General features: G+C 70.9%; 16 protein-coding genes and 1 pseudogene. 15 read left to right on the top strand and 2 right to left on the bottom strand.

Features of this window, described 5'->3' with window-relative positions:
* Together ACIQVD_RS28820 and ACIQVD_RS28815 are read left to right on the top strand one after the other, a co-directional pair.
* Positions 1-409 (top strand): annotated as a pseudogene (locus ACIQVD_RS28820) (hypothetical protein); the annotation flags it as partial.
* 223 nt (positions 410-632) lie between these two features.
* Entirely contained in the window at positions 633-2,075 is a 1,443-nt protein-coding gene (locus tag ACIQVD_RS28815; protein WP_402292160.1) for a hypothetical protein, read from the top strand.
* 330 nt (positions 2,076-2,405) lie between these two features.
* Here the strand turns inward: ACIQVD_RS28815 and ACIQVD_RS28810 are convergent, their stop codons facing one another.
* Complete coding sequence (locus tag ACIQVD_RS28810; protein WP_402292159.1) at positions 2,406-3,620, bottom strand: helix-turn-helix domain-containing protein; 1,215 nt, start codon at positions 3,618-3,620, stop codon at positions 2,406-2,408.
* Between the two features lie 167 nt (positions 3,621-3,787).
* Complete coding sequence (locus ACIQVD_RS28805; protein ID WP_402292158.1) at positions 3,788-3,943, bottom strand: hypothetical protein; 156 nt, start codon at positions 3,941-3,943, stop codon at positions 3,788-3,790.
* A gap of 629 nt (positions 3,944-4,572) precedes the next feature.
* On the opposite strand from ACIQVD_RS28805, the gene asnB reads away from it, so the two are divergent.
* From asnB to ACIQVD_RS28740, 13 genes are all read left to right on the top strand, one after another.
* On the top strand, positions 4,573-6,762 hold the full coding sequence (asnB, locus tag ACIQVD_RS28800) for an asparagine synthase (glutamine-hydrolyzing) (protein WP_402292157.1): 2,190 nt from the start codon (positions 4,573-4,575) through the stop codon (positions 6,760-6,762).
* The gene (locus tag ACIQVD_RS28795; protein ID WP_402292156.1) at positions 6,756-7,082 is read left to right on the top strand and encodes a PqqD family protein; all 327 of its coding nucleotides are present in this window, start codon (positions 6,756-6,758) and stop codon (positions 7,080-7,082) included. The genes asnB and ACIQVD_RS28795 overlap by 7 nt, the downstream gene beginning before the upstream one ends.
* A complete protein-coding gene (locus tag ACIQVD_RS28790; protein WP_402292155.1) occupies positions 7,079-8,332 on the top strand; it encodes an MFS transporter in 1,254 nt (417 codons plus the stop codon). Before ACIQVD_RS28795 ends, ACIQVD_RS28790 begins: the two co-directional genes overlap by 4 nt.
* A 173-nt stretch (positions 8,333-8,505) precedes the next feature.
* Positions 8,506-9,402 (top strand): diiron oxygenase, encoded by an 897-nt coding sequence (locus ACIQVD_RS28785; RefSeq protein WP_402292154.1) that lies wholly within the window; start codon positions 8,506-8,508, stop codon positions 9,400-9,402.
* Complete coding sequence (locus ACIQVD_RS28780; RefSeq protein WP_402292153.1) at positions 9,399-10,187, top strand: hypothetical protein; 789 nt, start codon at positions 9,399-9,401, stop codon at positions 10,185-10,187. The genes ACIQVD_RS28785 and ACIQVD_RS28780 overlap by 4 nt, the downstream gene beginning before the upstream one ends.
* A gap of 49 nt (positions 10,188-10,236) precedes the next feature.
* Positions 10,237-11,691, top strand: coding sequence for a radical SAM/SPASM domain-containing protein (locus ACIQVD_RS28775; protein WP_402292152.1), 1,455 nt, complete (start codon positions 10,237-10,239; stop codon positions 11,689-11,691).
* Positions 11,692-11,725: 34 nt separating this feature from the next.
* Positions 11,726-13,210: a B12-binding domain-containing radical SAM protein gene (locus tag ACIQVD_RS28770; protein WP_402292151.1), complete on the top strand. Its 1,485-nt coding sequence runs from the start codon at positions 11,726-11,728 to the stop codon at positions 13,208-13,210.
* A complete protein-coding gene (locus ACIQVD_RS28765; RefSeq protein ID WP_402292150.1) occupies positions 13,207-14,637 on the top strand; it encodes a histidine phosphatase family protein in 1,431 nt (476 codons plus the stop codon). The genes ACIQVD_RS28770 and ACIQVD_RS28765 overlap by 4 nt, the downstream gene beginning before the upstream one ends.
* Positions 14,637-15,158, top strand: a complete 522-nt coding sequence (locus tag ACIQVD_RS28760) for a hypothetical protein (protein ID WP_402292149.1) — start codon at positions 14,637-14,639, stop codon at positions 15,156-15,158. The genes ACIQVD_RS28765 and ACIQVD_RS28760 overlap by 1 nt, the downstream gene beginning before the upstream one ends.
* On the top strand, positions 15,139-15,942 hold the full coding sequence (locus ACIQVD_RS28755; RefSeq protein ID WP_402292148.1) for a nucleoside-diphosphate kinase: 804 nt from the start codon (positions 15,139-15,141) through the stop codon (positions 15,940-15,942). The genes ACIQVD_RS28760 and ACIQVD_RS28755 overlap by 20 nt, the downstream gene beginning before the upstream one ends.
* Positions 15,939-16,127: a hypothetical protein gene (locus ACIQVD_RS28750; RefSeq protein ID WP_402292147.1), complete on the top strand. Its 189-nt coding sequence runs from the start codon at positions 15,939-15,941 to the stop codon at positions 16,125-16,127. The genes ACIQVD_RS28755 and ACIQVD_RS28750 overlap by 4 nt, the downstream gene beginning before the upstream one ends.
* A gap of 50 nt (positions 16,128-16,177) precedes the next feature.
* Positions 16,178-16,348 carry a hypothetical protein gene (locus tag ACIQVD_RS28745; protein WP_402292145.1) on the top strand — a complete coding sequence of 57 codons (171 nt, stop codon included), beginning with the start codon at positions 16,178-16,180 and terminating at the stop codon, positions 16,346-16,348.
* Positions 16,349-16,352: 4 nt separating this feature from the next.
* Positions 16,353-18,137: a carbamoyltransferase gene (locus ACIQVD_RS28740; RefSeq protein WP_402292144.1), complete on the top strand. Its 1,785-nt coding sequence runs from the start codon at positions 16,353-16,355 to the stop codon at positions 18,135-18,137.
* Positions 18,138-18,350 lie beyond the last annotated feature (213 nt).

Raw genomic sequence — 18,350 nt, 5'->3', positions numbered from 1 at the left:
CGCGGTCGGCAACGTCAACCACGTCTTCGCTGTCGCAGCGGACGGTGGCGTCTACACCCGTGACGCCGACTACAACGCGGGCACCTGGACCAACTGGGTCCCCGTCCCCGGCGGAGCCGGCGGTGCCAAGGCCGTTACCGCTGCGGCCACCGGGAGCACCGTGCGTCTGGAGATCATCGGCTCGGACGGTTCCCTGTGGACCAACGACGGCAACTACACGACCGGCACGTGGTCCACCTGGACCAAGATGGACGGCTCGAACCTGAAGTCCGTTGCCAGCGTGGCGGTCGGCAACGTCAACCACGTCTTCGCTGTCGCAGCGGACGGTGGCGTCTACACCCGTGACGCCGACTACAACGCGGGCACCTGGACCAACTGGATCCCCGTCCCCGGCGGAGCCAGCGCCTGACACGGCGCCAAGCCGCCTCTCCGGCCCGGGCCGCACGGCCTCCACCGTGTCTTGCACTGCCCGGACGGGGCCATACCGCAACCTCCCCGTCCGAGTCACGCCCTGCGCCGCGCCCGAACCGCTGTCCCTGCGGACAGTCATCGCTCGCCGCGAGCCGGGCCGTCCGACGCCATCACCCGCTGCTCGACATTCATCGCCATCCACCATCACAAGGAGTTCAGGCATGCGTTCCACCGCCTCCAAGCCCATCCGGCTCGCCCTGGCCGCCGCTGTCACCTTCTCCGGAGCCGTGGCCATGACCGCCGCCACGGTCCCCGTCGCGACCACCGCCCAGGCCGCCTCCTCGGTGGGCGGCCAGATCACCCGCTCGGAGATCATCCAGCGGGCCCAGTACTGGTACGGCAAAACCATCGCCTACGACCAGGGCAGCTCCTACCCTGACTCCAGCGGTCGTCTGTACCGCACCGACTGCGGCGGCTACGTCGACATGGCCTGGCACCTCGCCGACGGCCCCAACACCGAGGGGCTCACCAGCAGCACCTACACCACGTCGATCCCGCGCAGTGACCTCAAGCCCGGTGACATCCTCGACAGCAAGTACGACCACGTGATCCTCTTCGAGAAGTGGGACGACGCCGCGCACACCACCTTCTCCTACTACTCCTTCGGCTCCACTCCGGTGAAGCACCGCACCGGCATCTCCATCAACGCGGCGTACTTCGACTCCCACCCGAACGGCGACTACCAGGCTTACCGCTACAACAAGGTCATCAACGACAGCACGGCCGGCACCTGGGACGTCAACCAGGCAATCACTGCCTCCGCCACCGGTTCCACCGCACGGCTCAACCTGATCGGCTCGGACGGCGCGCTCTACAACACCGACGGCAACTACGGCGGCAGTGGCTGGAAGGGCCAGTGGGCACGGCTGGACGGGAGCGCACTGAAGGCGGTCACCAGCATCTCGAGCGGCAACGTGGTGCACGTGTTCGCACTGGGGGCCAACGGCCAGGTCTACAGCAAGGACGCCGACTACAACGCCGGCACGTGGTCCAGCTGGGCAGAGGTCCCCGGTGGCGCCGCCGGCGCGACCTCGCTCGCCGCCGCGATCACCGGGACCACCGTCCACCTGCAGATCGTCGGCTCGGACGGCGCGCTGTACGGGACCGACGGCAACTACGCCGGTAGCGGCTGGACCGGCAGTTGGGGACGACTGGACGGCAGCGGGCTCAAGGCGCTCACCAGCGTCTCGAGCGGCAACGTGGTGCACGTGTTCGCACTGGGGGCCAACGGCCAGGTCTACAGCAAGGACGCCGACTACAACGCCGGCACGTGGTCCAGCTGGGCAGAGGTCCCCGGCGGCGCGGCGGGCGCAAAGGGAGTGACTGCCTCGATGACCGGCAACTCCGTGCACCTTGAGATCATCGGTGCGGACGGCGCGCTCTACAGCACGGACGGCAACTACGGCGGCAGTGGCTGGACCGGCGGCTGGACCAAGATCGACGCACGTTCGTTGAAGGCGCTGAGCAGCACGGTCACCGACAACGTGATGCACGTCTACGGGGTGGGCTCCGACGGCCACGTCTACACCGTCGACGCCGACTACAACACCGGCCGGTGGGGCAGCTGGGCGGAGGTTCCCGGCGGCGCCACCACCATGTCCTGACCCGATCGTTCCTCGCGTGCCGCCCGGTTCTTCCGGGCGGCACGTCCGCGTGTCTCAGGCCGCCCCTTCCCCGCTGGGCGGCGCAGAGCCTTCTGGTCCTGATCGAAGTAGTGCTCGCAGAACAACTCTGCTGTTTGAAAGCCAGGTTGACTCGCATGTGGCTGCGTGGTGCGCCAGTGGCCAATGGCGGTGCCGCGTGGCCTTGTCAGGGGCGGTGCCGGTCCGCGGGAGCGTGAAGAGGACGTGCCGGTAGTGCGTCGGTCGTGCCGTGGCCGGGCGGAGGTCGGCGGTTTCTCGGGGGTACCGAGGTGCGGGCTGCTCGGAGGTAGGTCAGAGCTGGGCGAGGGTCTCCGCGAGGGCTCGCCAGATTTCCTTCGACAGGTCGATGCTCCCCCGGGCCTGGGCTTCCTCCGCCAGTGTTTGGAGTTCCCTGGTCCCTTCTTCCCGTTCGCCACCGAGCACGCGCAGTTGGCTGCGGAGCATCTTGAGGGCGAGCTCGTCCTGGTAGGCGAGCAGCGGTGTGGTCTCGGCGAGTTCCGCACAGCGGCGGCCTGCTTCGTCCAGGCGTCCTCGGTAGAAGGCCATCTGCGCGCTGAGCAGGGTGAATTCCTGCTGGTGCACGGCTGAGCCGACCAGTTCCACCGCAGGGTGCGCTTCCATGAGGCACTTCTCGGCCACGTCGAGGTTCCGCGGGGACATCTGCAGGTGGAGCGAGGCCGCGGCGAGGCGCAGTCGCAGCCAGAGCAGCGGGCTGACGCGGCTGTCGAGCAGACCGAGCGCCGTACCGAGGCGCTGTGCGGCGCCTGCCTGGTCGCCCAGACGCAGGTGGACGTGGGCTGCGGTCCAGAGCGCCTCGGTCTGCTGGACCTGGCCCAGTGCCTGGGCGAGTTCGCCAAGCTCGGCAGCGTGTTCGCGTGCCTCGATCAGGTTCCCCACGGCCGTCTCGGTGGAGATCAGGACCATCAGCGCCCCGGCGGTGTCGCGCGGGGGAAGGCCGTGTGCGGTGGCGGTGGCGACGGCCTGGACGGCGCTCTCGTGAGCGTGTTCCATCTGGCCCAGCGCCCGTTGGCAACGTGCCCTCGACACGTGCGAGTACACCTGGAGCTCCGGCGTGCCGATGCTGTCGGCAAGGTCGACCAGCTGGTCCAGGGTGTGCAGTTGGGCCTCGCGGTCGCCGATGTCCTGCTGGAATCCGGACATCACGCGCATCGCCTGCCACTGCAGTGCGTAGTCCTCGGAGGGGGCTCCCGCGGCTAGCGCCTCCTCCAGGACGCGCAGGGCTCGGTCAGCGTCCTCGGTCGAGGAGGCGATGGCCAGTGCCTGGGCGAGGGAGTCGCTGCGGGGGCCGCGGAATTCGGCCGTGGAGACGCCGAGTTGGGCGGCCAGGTACTCCGCCGCCTTGGCCGTCGGCGGACGGGCTCCGGATTCCAGCCGGGACAGGTACCCGGGGGACATACCACCGCCGGCCAACTGCTGCTGCGAAAGGCCGCGTTCAGCCCGCAGCGCCTTGAGGCGCTCGCCGAACTCGGGCTGCTGCAGTGACATGCGGCATCCAATCCGTTGCCGTGCTGGGTGGACAAGTGCGTCGACCGAGCTGACTCCTGCGGCCGCATGTCAAATGCTTCCAAATTTGGCAACTGCTGGCAAGTTCGGGGCACCGCTCGACAGGCACGGCCGGGGCCGCAGAGGCGGCCCCGGCCGTGCGCGGACGGCTACGGCCAGCCGATCTCCGCGTCCGTCGTGGCTCCGCCCGATGCCTGGGTGGTCTGCGTGGCCTGGGGTGCGGCCTGAGCTGCGCCCGCCTGGACGGCGAACAGGGCGGCGGCCAGAAGGCCGACTCCGGCGAGGGCGCGGAAGATGCTTTTCACGGACGTGGATCTCTCTCTTGTGGACGGCTGCGGAACAGATCCGCCCCTTGTGCCTGGAGCCAGGGGTGACGTCCCGCCACTGCTTCCCCGACGGCTGAGAAGTTAGTAGACGGATGGCATCTTGGCAACTTGGCGACACAGGGTTGCCATTTTGGAAAATCTGTCGCCCTGGGTGATTCTCCCCGGAGGGGGGCTTTGCGGGGAGAAAGGGTTGGAAGTTCTGCCCCGTGTGGCGAGGGGCGGGCCTCATGGCGCGCTGATCAGCGCGGATGGTGGAGCGCAATTTAGGAGCTATGGGGGAAAAATGGACAGACCGGATGTTTCCTAAATTGGCAACCTGTTTGACACTTCTGGCATACGAGTGTCATGGTTCAGGTCGCGGATAGCCGCATGAAAGTCCAGGAAGTCGATTTCTGGGAGGAGGAGGAATGAAGCGCTACATCAAGCCGACCGTGAAGAAGGTCGGGGCCGGGGCTGTCCTGGCCGCCGAGGTGTGATCGATCGGGTGGGCCGTGCCAGGGGCGCGGCCCACCCGGCCGGTGAAGTGACGTGCCGTCCTCGGATTCACGGGGAGGACGGCGGCGGAGCGCGGCACGGGCTCCGCGGGAAGAGACAGAGGGGATCTGACGATGTGTGGACTTGCCGGCATGGCACGTCTCGGTGGCGGTCCGGTGGAGCCCCATCAGGTGGAGCAACTGAGGGCCATGTCGCGTTGCATCGCGCACCGGGGGCCCGACGACGAGGATCTCCTGGTGGACGGTCCGGTGGGATTGGCCTTCCGGCGGCTCTCGCTCGTCGACCCCGAGCGCGGTGGACAGCCCTTCGTGAGCGAGGACGGCGCACTGGCGCTGATCGCCAACGGCGAGGTCTACAACCACCGCGCGCTGGAGGCCGGGCTGCCCGGTGGCGCCCGGATGCGTACCGACTCCGACTGCGAGGTGCTGCTGCACCTCTACCGGCACGACAACCGCCGCTTCCTGGACGCGGTCCAGGGAATGTTCGCGGTGATCGTGTGGGACCGCCGCCGAGGCAAACTGGTGCTGGCCCGCGACCGGTTCGGCATCAAGCCGCTCTACTTCCACCGAGGCCGGGACCGGATCGTGGTCGCCTCGGAGATCAAGGCGCTCTTCCAGGACCCCGGCTGCCCGCGTCGGCTCGACTGGACGCGCGCGCTCGCGGACCAGAGCCTGCAGAGCTCCGCGCTCTTCGCGCACGGCCCCGTGAACACGTGGTTCAAGGGTGTCGAAGCAGTGCCCGCCGGCACCGTGATGGAGTTCGACCTCGAGGACGGCGCGGTCACCCGCCACCGTTACTGGGAGTTCCCGGACGAGGTCGACCACAGCCTCACACCGGCCGAGTTCATCGGTGGCTACGGGGAACTGCTGGCCTCCTCCGTCGAGATGTGCGCCACCGCGGACGCGGAGCTCGGCCTGTTCCTCAGCGGCGGCATCGACTCTGCCGCGGTGGCCGCCCTGGCCTCGCGCACCACGCCCCTGACCACGTTCACCGTTGTCAATCCCGGTACGTTCGCCAACGGCGACGCGGTCAACGCCAGGCGTACCGCCGACGAGCTCGGCATCCCCAACCACCAGATCCTGCTGGACGCCGCCAGGGTGCCCGCCCCCGACGAGTGGCGAGAGCTGCTCTGGCTGCAGGAGAGCCCGCGCTGCGGCCCCGAACAGTTCTACAAGCGCGAGCTCTACCGGGCGGCCAAGGACCTCCGTCCGGAACTGCGCGGCATGCTGCTCGGCCAGGCATCCGACGAGTTCAACGGGGGTTACGCCGGACAGTTCGGCACGAGCTGGCCGCAGGCACTGGCCGCGTTCGAGCAGATGGCGGGTCGTACGGCCGTCCACCGTCATCCCGAGGTGCAGCCCTGGCTCGACCACGGCACTGCGCCGCTGCTGGGCGCTGCCGCGTTCGGTCCCGCCGACGAGCACTTCCCCGACGCCTACCACCAGTACGTCCGGTGGAAGTACCGCGACGTCCAGCAGTACAACTGCTGGCACGAGGACCGCAACGCGGCCGGCAGCGGGATCGAGGCCCGGGTCCCGTTCCTGGACCACCGCCTCGTCGAGCACGTGCTGCGGATCCCGCCCGCTCTGCGCGAGCGCCTGCTGTGGGACAAGTCCGTGCTGCGCGAGGCGATGCGCGGTGTCCTGCCCGAGCGGGTCAGGACCATGCCCAAGGTGCCGTTCTTCTACGGAAGCGGAGAGCGCCAGGTCCGCCGCACCTTCGTCGAGATGCTCGTGCAGGACGGCGGAATCCTGCTGGACCAGGCGTTCGCCGGCTCAGGGGCCCGGGAGTTCCTGAACCCCGAGGGCATCCGCGCCACCGTGGCCGGCCTGGCCCGCGACCCGGGCGGCATGCCGGTCGAGATCCTGCTGCGGCTGGTCAACCTCGGACTGTTGGAGGGGATGCTCGACACGCTCCCGCCCGCGCCGTCCGAGCGGCCGGCCCGCGATCTCGCGTCCTTCGCCACCGACGGCGACTTCGGCACGGAGGGGCGGCGGCAGCTCGCCGAACGCATGCTGCCCCACTCCGCCCTGCCCGAGGAAGCCGTCCTCCGGCTGGCGGAGCACGTGGACCTCCTGCAGTCCCGCACCACCCCGGACACCTGGTTCCTGATGGTGGGCGGGGAGATCGCCTACACCGTCGACGAGTCAGACCCGGTCGAACGGGCCTGGCTCACCCTGCTCCTCGACCTCGACGACGCCCGGCCGCTGGCCGAGTTGGTGGACCGGGCGGACGCCATGTGGCCGGATCTGGAACCGATCCTGCGCGAAGCGCTGGAAGAAGGAGTGCTGACCCGGTGCTGACCGACGACTCCGCCCGTCCCATCCGCTCCCTGCACGTCCGGGTCCGTGTCTTCGGCGACGTCGTGCTGCTCGGCTCGGCGAGCCGGCAGAGCTTCGAACTGTCCGAGCCCGCCGCGCTCCTGTGGCGGATGCTGGACGGCCGCCACAGCGTCCACGCGCTCTGCCGGGACTTCGGCGCCGAGTACGGCCTCACCGCGCAGGAGGTGCGGGAGGACGTCCTGGAGGTCCTGGCCTCCTTCGTCGAGGCGGGCCTCGTCGTCGATGCCGGACCGGGAACGGCCGCAAGGGGCCACCACACCGCCGATACGGAACAGACATGAGACTCGGGCGACCCGCGGTTCCCCCCTGGGTCCGCACCCTGACCGGGCCGGGACTGACCCGGACCCTGGGCACGGCCAACCTCTGCCGCACCGTCGGCTCCGGCATGCTGCTGTCCACCACGCTGATCTACCTGTCCGGCACGCTCCACCTCGGTACCGAGCGCATCGGTCTCGGTCTCAGCGCCGCCGCCGTGGTCGGCATGCTGGCGAGCGTGCCCGCAGGCACCCTCGCCGATCGCCGGGGCGCCCGCACCGTCGCAGTGCTCGGGCTGCGCCTCCAGGGTCTGGCCGTGATCGGGTACGCACTGGTCGGAGGGTTCACCGCGTTCCTGCTGGTGGCGTGTTCGGTCGCCGCCTTCGGTGCCGTCTCCGGCGCGGCCGCGGGCGCGTTGGTGGCCGACGTGCTGCCGCCGGCCGAGCGGACTTCGTTCCGGGCACTGATGCGTTCGCTCGGCAACACCGGGCTCGCGCTCGGTGCGCTCGGTGGTGGCGCGGCACTGCAGGTGGGCGGGGCCGACGGCGCCCGACTGCTGTTCGTGGTGGCGGGTTGCCTGCACCTCGCTTCCGCCCTCGGCTACCGGCGACTGCCCGAACCGGCGCGCGGCCGCAGCGGGCGGCCCCGCAGGCAGCGGTCCGCCCTGCGCGACGGCCGACTGCTGGCCCTGGTGGGCGCGGGTGCCGCGCTGGCGGCCAACCAGAGCCTGCTCGCGGTGGTGGTTCCGCTGTGGATCACCACCGGGACGAACGCGCCCGGCTCGCTCTACTCGGTGGTGCTGCTCCTCAACTCGGCGGCGGTGATCGCCTTCCAAGTCCGGGTGGGCCGACGGGTCACCGGACCGGTCGAGGCCGGCCGGGCGATGCTCTTCGCCGGCTGCTGCCTTGCCCTGTGCTGTCTGCTCTTCCTCGCCGCAGGCCACGGTCCGACCTGGCTGGTGGTCGCCGTCCTGCTGACCGCCGCGCTGGTCCACGTCACCGGCGAACTCCAGCACCAGGCAGGCATGTGGCTCCTGTCCTACGAGCTCGCACCGGCCGGGCGGCACGGCGAGTACCAGGGGCTGTTCCAGGCCGCGTCGCAGTTGGCCGGCGTGGTGACTCCGGCGTTCGGCACCTGGCTGATCACCCGCTTCCACGAGAACGGCTGGGTGGTGCTGGGCCTGCTGTTCGGCCTTCCCGGGTTGGCCGTTCCCGTGCTGGTTCGCCGGATGCGGTCCGCCGCGGCGGACCGGGAGGAGGCATCGTGTGCGGCGTAGTCGGGTTGTTCGTCGGTTGCGCCGCGCTGGCGTACTGTCCGCGCCGACTGTCTGCGGCGGCTTCGGCCGATCCGGCACCGGTCGATCCTGGGTCGGCCGATCCGCCACCGGCCGGCTCCGATGGAGCCGGTGACTACCGGAGCCCCTTCGGCAGCTGGTACGAACGGTCGAGCGTGCGGGCCGCGCCGCGCCGCGAGGTGGAGGTCCGGCCCGGTGCCGACCGGTTCTTCTCGCCCGAGCTGGTGCCGGTCGCCGGGCACCCGTTGGTGGCCGCGCTCCCGCCGGAGCGCTTCGACCGACTGCTGCTCCAGCACCTCTACCGCTACCTGGACTTCACCGAGAAGCTGGAGACCCTGGTGGTCAACCGGACCGCGGTGGGGATCGCCCAGGGCTCGGTGGGCGTGACGGTGCCCGAGACGATGCGCTTCGACGCGTACAAGATCTACTGCGACGAGGCGTACCACGCGCTCTTCTCCGCGGACCTCGCCCGGCAGGCCCACCGCGTGAGCGGGGTGGCACCCGTGCTGCCCGCCGAACCCCACTTCCTGCGGCGGCTGCGGGTGCTGATCGAGGACGGTAACCGGGACATCGCCCCACTCGTGGAACTCCTGTTCGTCATCGTGTCGGAGACACTGATCTCGGCCAGCCTGTCCGAGGTGCCCGACGATCCGAAGGTCGTGCCGGCGGTCCGCGAGAGCATCCGCGACCACGCCCTGGACGAAGGCCGCCACCACGCCTACTTCGCGGCCTTCCTGCGCTACCTGTGGGCGGAGCTCGACCCTGCTGAGCGACACCGTGCCGCCCTGCTGGTCCCCGACCTCGTCCACGCCTTCCTGCAGCCGGACCGTGCCGCGATGCACGTCGAGCTCGGGCGGCACGGCTTGACCGGCGACCAGGCGCGCCAAGTGGTCGCGGAGACCCTGACCGACGAGGTGGTGAACAGCCACACCGCCGCCACCGCGAGGCTCACGCTCCGCCACCTGGCCGTCCTGGACGCCTTCCGGACCACCGAGGTCCAGGAGCGCTTCTTCCTGGCCGGCATCCCGCTGAACACGGAGAGGGACACATGACCACCCCTGCGGACCACCCCGATTTCGCCACCGTGCTCGCGGCCCGCGGCATGCTGCCGACCGATCCCGTCGCCCTGTTCGTGGCCGGCTCGCTCATCCAGGGCTGGGGCAACCCGCGCAGCGACTACGACATCTACGTGGTCACCCGGACTCCCTGGCAGACCGACCGGACGGTGGCCCACCCCGTACCGCTCACCCCCGACACCTTCCACACCGACGTCCTGCACGAACAGGGGCGGTCCTGGGAGGTCCGGTACTGGCAAGCCGACCAGATCGATCAGATCCTCGCCAGGACCGCCTGGGAAGGGACTCTGGAAACGCTGCCTCCGGCCTCGCGGCTCGGCGTCGACGAGTCGGTGCTCCTGCAACGCCTCCCGCACGCCCTCGCCGTGCACGGCGCCGACTGGGTCGCCGAACGGGCCCGCCGCGCCGAACGGTCGGCCGCCCGCGCCATGTTCATCGTCAAGACCCTGGACTACGCCGACGGCTCGGTGGACGACGCCGTGGGCCAACTGGAGATCGGCGACGTCCACAGCGCGGTGCTGTCCGCCCGCCGCGCCTTCGACTTCGCCGTGGACGCCCTGCTCGCCTCACACGGCCACTACGGCGAATCGCCCAAGTGGCGGGCCCGCCGCTTCCGGGCGGTCCGACCCGCGGCGCTGTCCTTCGACGCCTACTGGAGCGTCGAGACCATGCGCGGTTACGACCCCGCCGACCCGGCCGCATGGGTCCTGAACACCGCCCGCCTGGCCAAGGACCTCCTGCTGGACACCCGGGTGTACTGACGCCGCGGCGCCCCACCGGCAATCCGAGAACCACTCCCTAGGAACACCCATGCCCACTGCAGTCCCCCTTCCCACCCCGTCCCTCCGCAGCGCCCCCACCGAACCCCTCGAAGCCGTCGACGTGGTGGTCCGGCACGAGTTCTGCGGCCCGCTGATCTGGAGCAACCGGCGCCACGCCTTCTTCCTGCCCCCGGACACGGCCACCGCTGCCCAGGTCACCCGTGCCGTCGAACGCCGCCGCGAGGGCCTGCCGTGGGAGGACGGGCTCCCCGCCGACGTGGCCGCGGAGCTGCGCATCCTCGGCCTGGACGGACGGATCCGTGAGATCCACTCCACGCATCCCAACCGGCTGAGCGGACCGCTGGAGATCTACTTCGACTACACCTGGCTGTGCAACCTGGCCCGGCACAAGTGCGGTCAGGACTCCTTCTGCTACGCCGCCGAATTCCTCGGCCCGACCACCATGCGCGAGCAGCGGGTTCGCGAACTGATGGCCGAACTCGCCCAGTGGGGCGTCATGAGGGTGCACCTGGCAGGCGGCGAGCCGACCATCAACAAGCGGGCACTCGCCAACTACCTCGACTCCGCGGCCGAACACGGCCTCTACACCTCGATGGCCACCAACGGCCTGCTGATCAACGACGAGGTGCTGGACATCGTCTTCCGGAACAACCTCAAGTCGATCAGCTTCAGCATCGACGGAGCCTCCGAGGAGACCCACGGCGCGATCCGGGGCGCCGGCCTGTTCGACAAGACGGTCGCCGCGCTGAAGTACACCGTCCGCCGCAAGCGCGAACTCGGCTCGTCGATGCGTGTGTGCGTCAAGCCGACCTACGAGCCCTCGACCCCGTACTCCGAGCTGGAGGCACTCGTCCTGCTCGGCATCGAAGCCGGCGCCGACGTCGTCAAGTTCGCCAACCCCGAACGCTGCCTGCACCACGAGGAAGGCTTCTACTCCCACCAGGTCGACGAGTACTACGCGACCATCGAGTACATCGGCGAGCTCCAGCGCACCTACGGATCGCAGATCGCCATCACCAACGTCAGCAACCCGATGGCCGGTTGCGGGGACATCGGCATCCCCGGCCTCACCGGCTGCATCGGGGGCCAGGAGCTGATCGCCCTCAACCCGGACGGCAGCGTCACCCCCTGCCTGATGCACCCGCACAAGCTCGGCAGCATCGACGGGGAGTACGCCAGTCTGCGCGACTTCTGGAACGGGTCCGGGAAGCTGACCGACTTCTGGAAAGCCCTGGAGAAGCCGGCCGCGTGCTCGGGGTGCGACATCTACAGCTCCTGCCGCTCCGGCAGCACCACCCGGCGCATCGTCCAGATCGGCCGCTTCAACCCGGACCGCACCTCCGGCGAGTTCAGCGCCGTCAAGGACCCGCTGTGCACCCGCGACTACCTGGCCCGCCACCCCGAGAAGACGCTCCCCGAGCCGGTGCAGGACCCCGCTGCGCTGCGTCACTTCCGCGAGATCGCCGTCCGCCACTCGCTCTAGCCGCCTGAGCGACGGACATGACTGGAGGACACCCGTGAAGATCGCGATCATCAGCTTCTTCGACTCGCTGCGGTTCGACGAATACCCCATCACCCACTCGCTCGGCGCGATGCGGCTCGGCGCGTACCTGCAGCAGCGTCACCCCGAGTGGGAGGTGAGACTGCGCGCCTTCGACGAGCGCACCTGGTCCGCCGAGCAGGCGGGCGCGGCCCTGTCCGCGGAGGACTTCGACACCGTCGGCGTCCCCGCATACATCTGGACGCTGCAGCGCTCCCGCGAACTCGCCGCCGTCCTCGCCGCAGCCGGCACCGCCCCGCTGGTGGTCTGCGGCGGTCCGGAGACCCGAGCCATGGACCACAGCGACTGGCCGGATCAGGCGGTCTTCGTGATGGGACAGGGCGAGGAACCACTGACCTGGTTGTGCGAACAGCGCGCCGCGGACGCCGCTTTCACCGGCCTCGTGCTCGACCCCGACCTGCCGCAGCCGATCTACTCGGCGGCCCGCCCCCGCAAGGGCGCGTTCCGCTACGCCGTCCCCGACCGCGGTGACCGCCGACTGCCGCACGGACTCCCGCTGTTCGGCAGCGACTTCGACCGGATGGCGCAGGGAGACCCGGTGGAGACCGACTTCGCCTGGTACGAGACCGCGCGCGGCTGCATCTACGACTGCAGCTTCTGCGGCCACAACACGCTGCCGTTCTTCGCCACCTTCGACCTCGACTTCGTGCGGACCGAGATCGTCAACATGCGCGACCGCGGCATCCGCCGGATCTTCCTGATCGACCCGATCCTCGGGGGGAAGCCGGCCCGGGGCAAGGAGATCATGCGGATGTTCCGCGACCTCGCTCCCGAGATCGCCATCAGCGCTTACATGCGGCCGGAGTTCCTCGACGACGAGTTCGTCGAGGTGCTGGTCGAGTCCAACATCCACGAACTGCTGATGGGGCTCCAGACCACCAATCCGAACGTCCCCAAGCACGTCCGCGGCAACCACTTCGAGAAGATCATGAAGTTCGTGCCGCACCTCGCCGCCCGCGGCATCCCCTGGCGCGCCGAACTGATCGTCGGCCTACCCGGTGACGACATGGCCGGGCTGCGCGAGTCCCTCCGCTTCACCGTCGAGGAACTGCGCCCCTGGTCCGTGCACGCCTACCACCTCACTGCCATCCCCGAGACCAAACTGTTCGAACTCCTCGACCGCACCGACGAAGACGTCTGGATCAAGGCCGACGAGCGCCTGCGGGTGGTCTCCGCCAGCAGCTACGACGAACGCGAACTGCGCGACATGCTGGTGTACGCCGGAGCCGTCACCTCGCTCCACGCCCACCTGCGCGACAGCGGCGTCACCCGGCCCGACTACGACCTGCTCGATCATGAGGTCAGCCGCATCCTCGCCGACCCGGCCGAGCGTCCGCGGGCGGCGGCGGCGTTCATCCGCATGAGTCAGGACCTGGGCCGGGAGATCTGGCGCCACCGTACCCCGGCGGCTCCTCCTGCGGCACTGGCGGGCCGGGCATGAGCGCGCCGGTCGAGTTGCTGGTCCGCCGACACGCCCGCTCGCGGTGGAACGCCGAGCACCGTATCCAGGGTCAGGCGGCCGCACCCGGTCTCGCCGCTGACGGCACTGCCGAGTCCCGAGCCTGGGCCGGTACCCTCTCCCCGGCCGACGGGATCCGGACGGTGTGGAGCAGCACCGCGGCCCGGGCGATCGAGACCGCCACGCCCGCCGCCCACGGGCTCGGTGCCCGGCTACGCAGCAACCCCGTCCTGAACGAGGTCGGCGCCGGCCGCCTCGAAGGACTCACCCACGACCAGGCCGCCCGCAGACACCCCGACTGCCACCGCGTCTGGACCGCCCGTGGCGACCTCGACGCGATCCCCGGGGCCGAGACGGGCGATGCCCTCCAGGCACGTGCCCTCGCCTTCCTCGCCATCGCCGCCGGCCCTTCGGGCGCGGCAGCCCATGGCACCCGCCAACTCGCCGTCACCCACGCCGCGTTCCTGCGCTCCCTGGTCAACACCGCGGAACGCCGCGAACGGACCTTGCCGGTCCCGATCCGGCACACCGATCTGCACCGCCTCACCGACCCGTGGGCCCGGCTGGATCCGACGGAACTCGGCGCGCCCTGGCGGCCCGCCGTCCACCGCGTCGACACCGGGCCGCACGGCACCTACCTGGTCAAGGTCCTGGCGGCGCCGGACGGCACGGCGGACCTCGCCCGCCACCGGGCACGGCACGACGCCGTCGCGGCCGCCACCGGGGCGCCGGCCCTGCTCGCCGCCGTTCCGCGTCCTGGTGGCGGTGCCGTCACTGTTCGGCGGCACCTGCCGGGCAGCACCGTTCCGCACCGCATCGGCCCCGCTGCGGAGTGGCAGCTGCACGCCTTCTACCGGCGGTTCTCCGAACGCGTAGCCGCCGCGCTCGACACCGGCGTCCGGAGCTCCCTGCCGTCGCTGCGCGAACGCGTCGACGCCGTCCTGGCGGGCCCCGCCACCGAGGCCTCCGGCGCGCTCCGCACCCTGGTCGCCGGTCGCGGTGTCGCGGCGCTGCTCGCCGACCGGTCCACGGTCGCCGACTTCGACCTGCACCGCGACAACACCTTGCGCACCGCGACGGGGCTCACCCAGATCGACTTCGACGGACTGTGCACCGGTCCCCGCCAGTGGGCCGACGCCTGCGCCCTGGTCGGCGCCTCCGCCCTCTACCCGGCCCCCGCCGACGGACACAACCGCCCGCACGTCCGCCTGCTGGCGGGCGACACGGCCGACCTGCGGGAGCTGCGTCTCCTGGTCGAGATCAGGCTGCTCCTCGGCCTGTCCTTCTTCCTCACCGGCGCCAGGGCCCACGGCGGCCAGGCCGCCGGGCACTACGCCGACCTCTACCGCCAGGCCCTCGCGGCCTATCGCCCCCTCGCCGGGCGGCACCCCGAACCGGCGGTGGCCTGATGGTCGACGGATACGAGATCGAACGCAAGTTCCTGGTGACCGATCCTCCCACGACCGACGCCGGCCCCGCCCTGCGGATCGCCCAGGCGTACCTGTTCTCCGACGCCCGGACGGTACTGCGGATCGGCCGCCGCCACGGCGGCTGGCGGCTCACGGTGAAAGACGCCGGACCGGGCCCGGCCCGACGGGAGTTCCACGCGATGCTGCCCGAGGAGCTCGGGGCCGCCCTGTTCGCCTCACCGACGGCCCGACACACCGTCAAGTACCGCCACCGGATCGACCACCGGGGCCGCACCTGGTTCGTCGACGCCTACCAGGACGCCCACGCCGGGCTGGTGCTCGCCGAGACCGAGCTCTGCGACCCCGACGAACGCGTCGACCTCCCGCCGTGGTGCGGCACCGAGGTCACCACCCGCGTCGAGTATCACGACCACGCCCTGGCTCGGCCCACGCCCACAGGTCCCGCCGCAGACCGCTGCACGCCCGCGAAGGAGGAGTACCGTGCCGACGACGGCCACTGAGGAGCGTTCCTTCCTCCTCTTCAAACCCGACGCGGTCGAACGCGGCCTCGTCGATTCCGGTGCCCGAGCCGTACGGGAGACCGGCCTGCGCACGGTGCGCCGGTACCGCACCGAGCTGACCGAGCACCAGCTCGCCGGCCTCTACGCCCAGATCGACCCGGACGACCGGCCGCTCACCGCGGGCCTGCTGCGCCGCTGCCTGGCCGGACGCCCCGTCGAAGTACTGGAAGTCCTCGGCGAGCAGGCGTGCTCCCGCCTCCTGGCCGTCAAGACCGCTCTCCGCGCCGAGCACGGCAACGTCATCTACGGCAACCTCGTGCACTGTCCAGACACGCCCGAGGAGGCCGCCGCCCAGTTCGAGGCACTGACCGACCGCACCGACCGGCCGTTCCGGCCCGTGCGGCGGCACTGGCAGGGCTGGCCACTGCCCGTCATCGAGGACGCGCTCGACCGTTGGTGGGCCGAGGTCCCGGCGGTCGGCCACCGCACACCCACCCACTGGGCGCCCCCCCACTCCGGCCACGCCTTCCTCCTGCGGATCGCCGTGCCGCGCCGCTGGGTCATCGAGTTCGACCGGATCGCCCGCTTCCTGGCCGACCTCGCCGACACCGACGACCCCGGTTACGGGCTCCGCGCGGCCCTGGCCGCCCTCTACGACGAACGGGGCCTGCCGATGTCCGCCCGTACGGCCGCCGAGGCCCACCGAACCGCCCTTCGGGTACGAGAGTTCGGCCTGACCGTCGAACTCCTCCCGACGAAGGCCCCACAAGGAGAACGGACATGACGCGACGCCGCCTTCCCGCAGCACTGGCACAGGCCGCCGTCCGAGGGCTGAGCGCCCGCCTCTTCGCCCCCGTGGCGCACCGCTTGATCCGGCGCAGGCCGTCCGCATCCGAACGCGCCACGGCGGAACTGATCGAGTTCCGCGAAGAACGCAACCGTGCCGGCGACAGCTACCCCCTGTGGTGACGGCTGTGCGGAACCTCTACTCCGGTGCCCGTTACCACCTCCTGGTCACGTTGCCCGCACTCGTCCTCCGGACCCTGCGCAGCGTCCGCGCCTCCGGCCCGCGCCTACCCGCCGACCCCGACGGGTCGCTGCTCCAGCCCGTGCACCACGACTACGGTCCCGACGACTTCACCGCCCGCGGCGCCCGCCGCCCCACACCCACCCACCGCAGGAACGACTGAACCGATGAGCACAGTGCTCGGCATCTCCGCCTTCTACCACGACAGTGCGGCCGCTCTCCTCGTGGACGGGCGGCTGGTGGCGGCCGCCCAGGAGGAACGCTTCTCCCGGCGCAAGCACGACCCGGCGTTCCCTGCCCAGGCCCTGCGCTACGTGCTCGACCAGGCCTCCGGGCGCATCGACGCCGTCGCCTACTACGAGTCGCCGTGGCTCAAGCGTCGCCGGGTCCGCGCCACCCTACTGGGCGCGGCACCGCACGGGCGCCGTGCGTTCGACCTCGCCGTCCGCGGCGGACTGCTGCGGCGCGAGTCCACCGTCCCGGCCCTGCGCACCGGCCTGCGCACCGCCGGCGTCCCCACGGACGTCCCGCTGCTGTGGTCCCGCCACCACCTCTCGCACGCCGCCAGCGCGTACTACCCCTCTCCCTTCGACGATGCCGCAGTACTGACCGCCGACGGCGTCGGCGAGTACACCACCACCGGACTGTTCCACGGTCGCGGTCCGAAGCTGCGAGCCCTGTTCGAACAGCGCTTCCCGCATTCGCTCGGACTGCTGTACTCCGGAGCCACCTACTTCTGCGGTTTCAAGGTCGACAGCGGTGAGTACAAACTGATGGGCCTGACCTCCTACGGTGACCGCGCCGGAGCGCGCACCGCGGAGCTGCGCCGACGGATCCTGGAGCACCTGATCGACCTGCGCGCCGACGGCTCCTTCGCGCTGGACCTGCGGTACTTCGCGTTCCACCGGGGCGGTTCGATCATCGACGTCCCGCGGTGGGAGCGGCTGTTCGACATGGCGCGCCGCACCCCGGAGAGCGGCACGCCCACCGCCCACGCCGACCTCGCCCTCGCCTTCCAGCAGGTCGCAGAGGAGGTGATGCTGCGCCTGGCCCGCCTGGCCCGGCGCACCACCGAGGCCTCCGACCTGTGCCTGGCCGGCGGAGTCGCCCTCAACTGCGTGGCCAATACCCGGATAGCGCGCGAGGCCGGCTTCGACCGGGTCTGGATCCAACCCGCTGCGGGCGACGCGGGCGGTGCCGTGGGAGCCGCCTACGCCGCCCACCATCTCTCGCTCGGCGCCGCCCGGCCCGCGCCGCCGGTGCCCGACGGCATGAACGGTGCCTACCTCGGGCCGGACGTGCCGCCGGCCGCGGTCCGGGAGGTGATCACCCGGTACGGAGCCCGGGCCACCCGCTACGACGATCCGCGAGCCCTTGCCGCGGCCGTCGCCGCCGACCTGGCCGCCGGCCGGGTGGTCGGCTGGGTGCAGGGCCGGATGGAATTCGGGCCCCGTGCCCTCGGCAACCGCAGCATCCTCGCCGATCCCCGCAACCCCGCCGCGAAGGAGTGGCTGAACACCCGGATCAAGGCCCGTGAGGACTTCCGCCCGTTCGCGCCGTCGATCCTCGCCGAGACCGCCGCGGACCATCTCGCGGAACCCGTCGTCTCCCCCTACATGACGCTCATCACCGAGGTCCGCGCCAGGCCGGACGGCGCCCCGGCCTTCCCCGCCGCCGTCCACGTGGACGGGACGGCCCGACACCACACCGTGGATCGGCACGCCAACCCGCGCTTCCACCGCCTGCTCACCGAGTTCCACCGGCTGACCGGTTGTCCGGCCCTGGTCAACACCAGTTTCAACGTCCGCGGCGAACCGATCGTCGCGACCGCCGCCGACGCCTACCGGTGCTTCCTGAGGGCCGGCATGGACCGGCTGGTCCTCGGCGAACACGTCTTCCGGCTGGAGGACCAGACCGCCGACCTCACCCATCCAGACCTGCCGCTCGACTGACCGGCCCGGACCGAAGGGACACCATGCTCACCGCAATCCTCTGCCCGGGATGGCCGCGCGGGCTGCAGACCGCGCTGCGTACCCTCCGCGACCGAGGACGGACCCCGGCACTGCTCCTCCTCCCCGCCGGGGTCGCCCGACGCTGGCGGGCGGCCCCGGACGACACCGAACAGCTCCCCGTCCTGGGGCTCCCCGACGGGTACACGACGGGCG

This window comes from Kitasatospora sp. NPDC090308 (assembly GCF_044769485.1).
In the GTDB taxonomy this organism is placed as follows: Bacteria; Actinomycetota; Actinomycetes; order Streptomycetales; family Streptomycetaceae; genus Kitasatospora; species Kitasatospora fiedleri.
The sequence above is the reverse complement of the archived record's forward strand: the minus strand, read 5'-3'. Positions and strand labels throughout refer to the sequence as shown.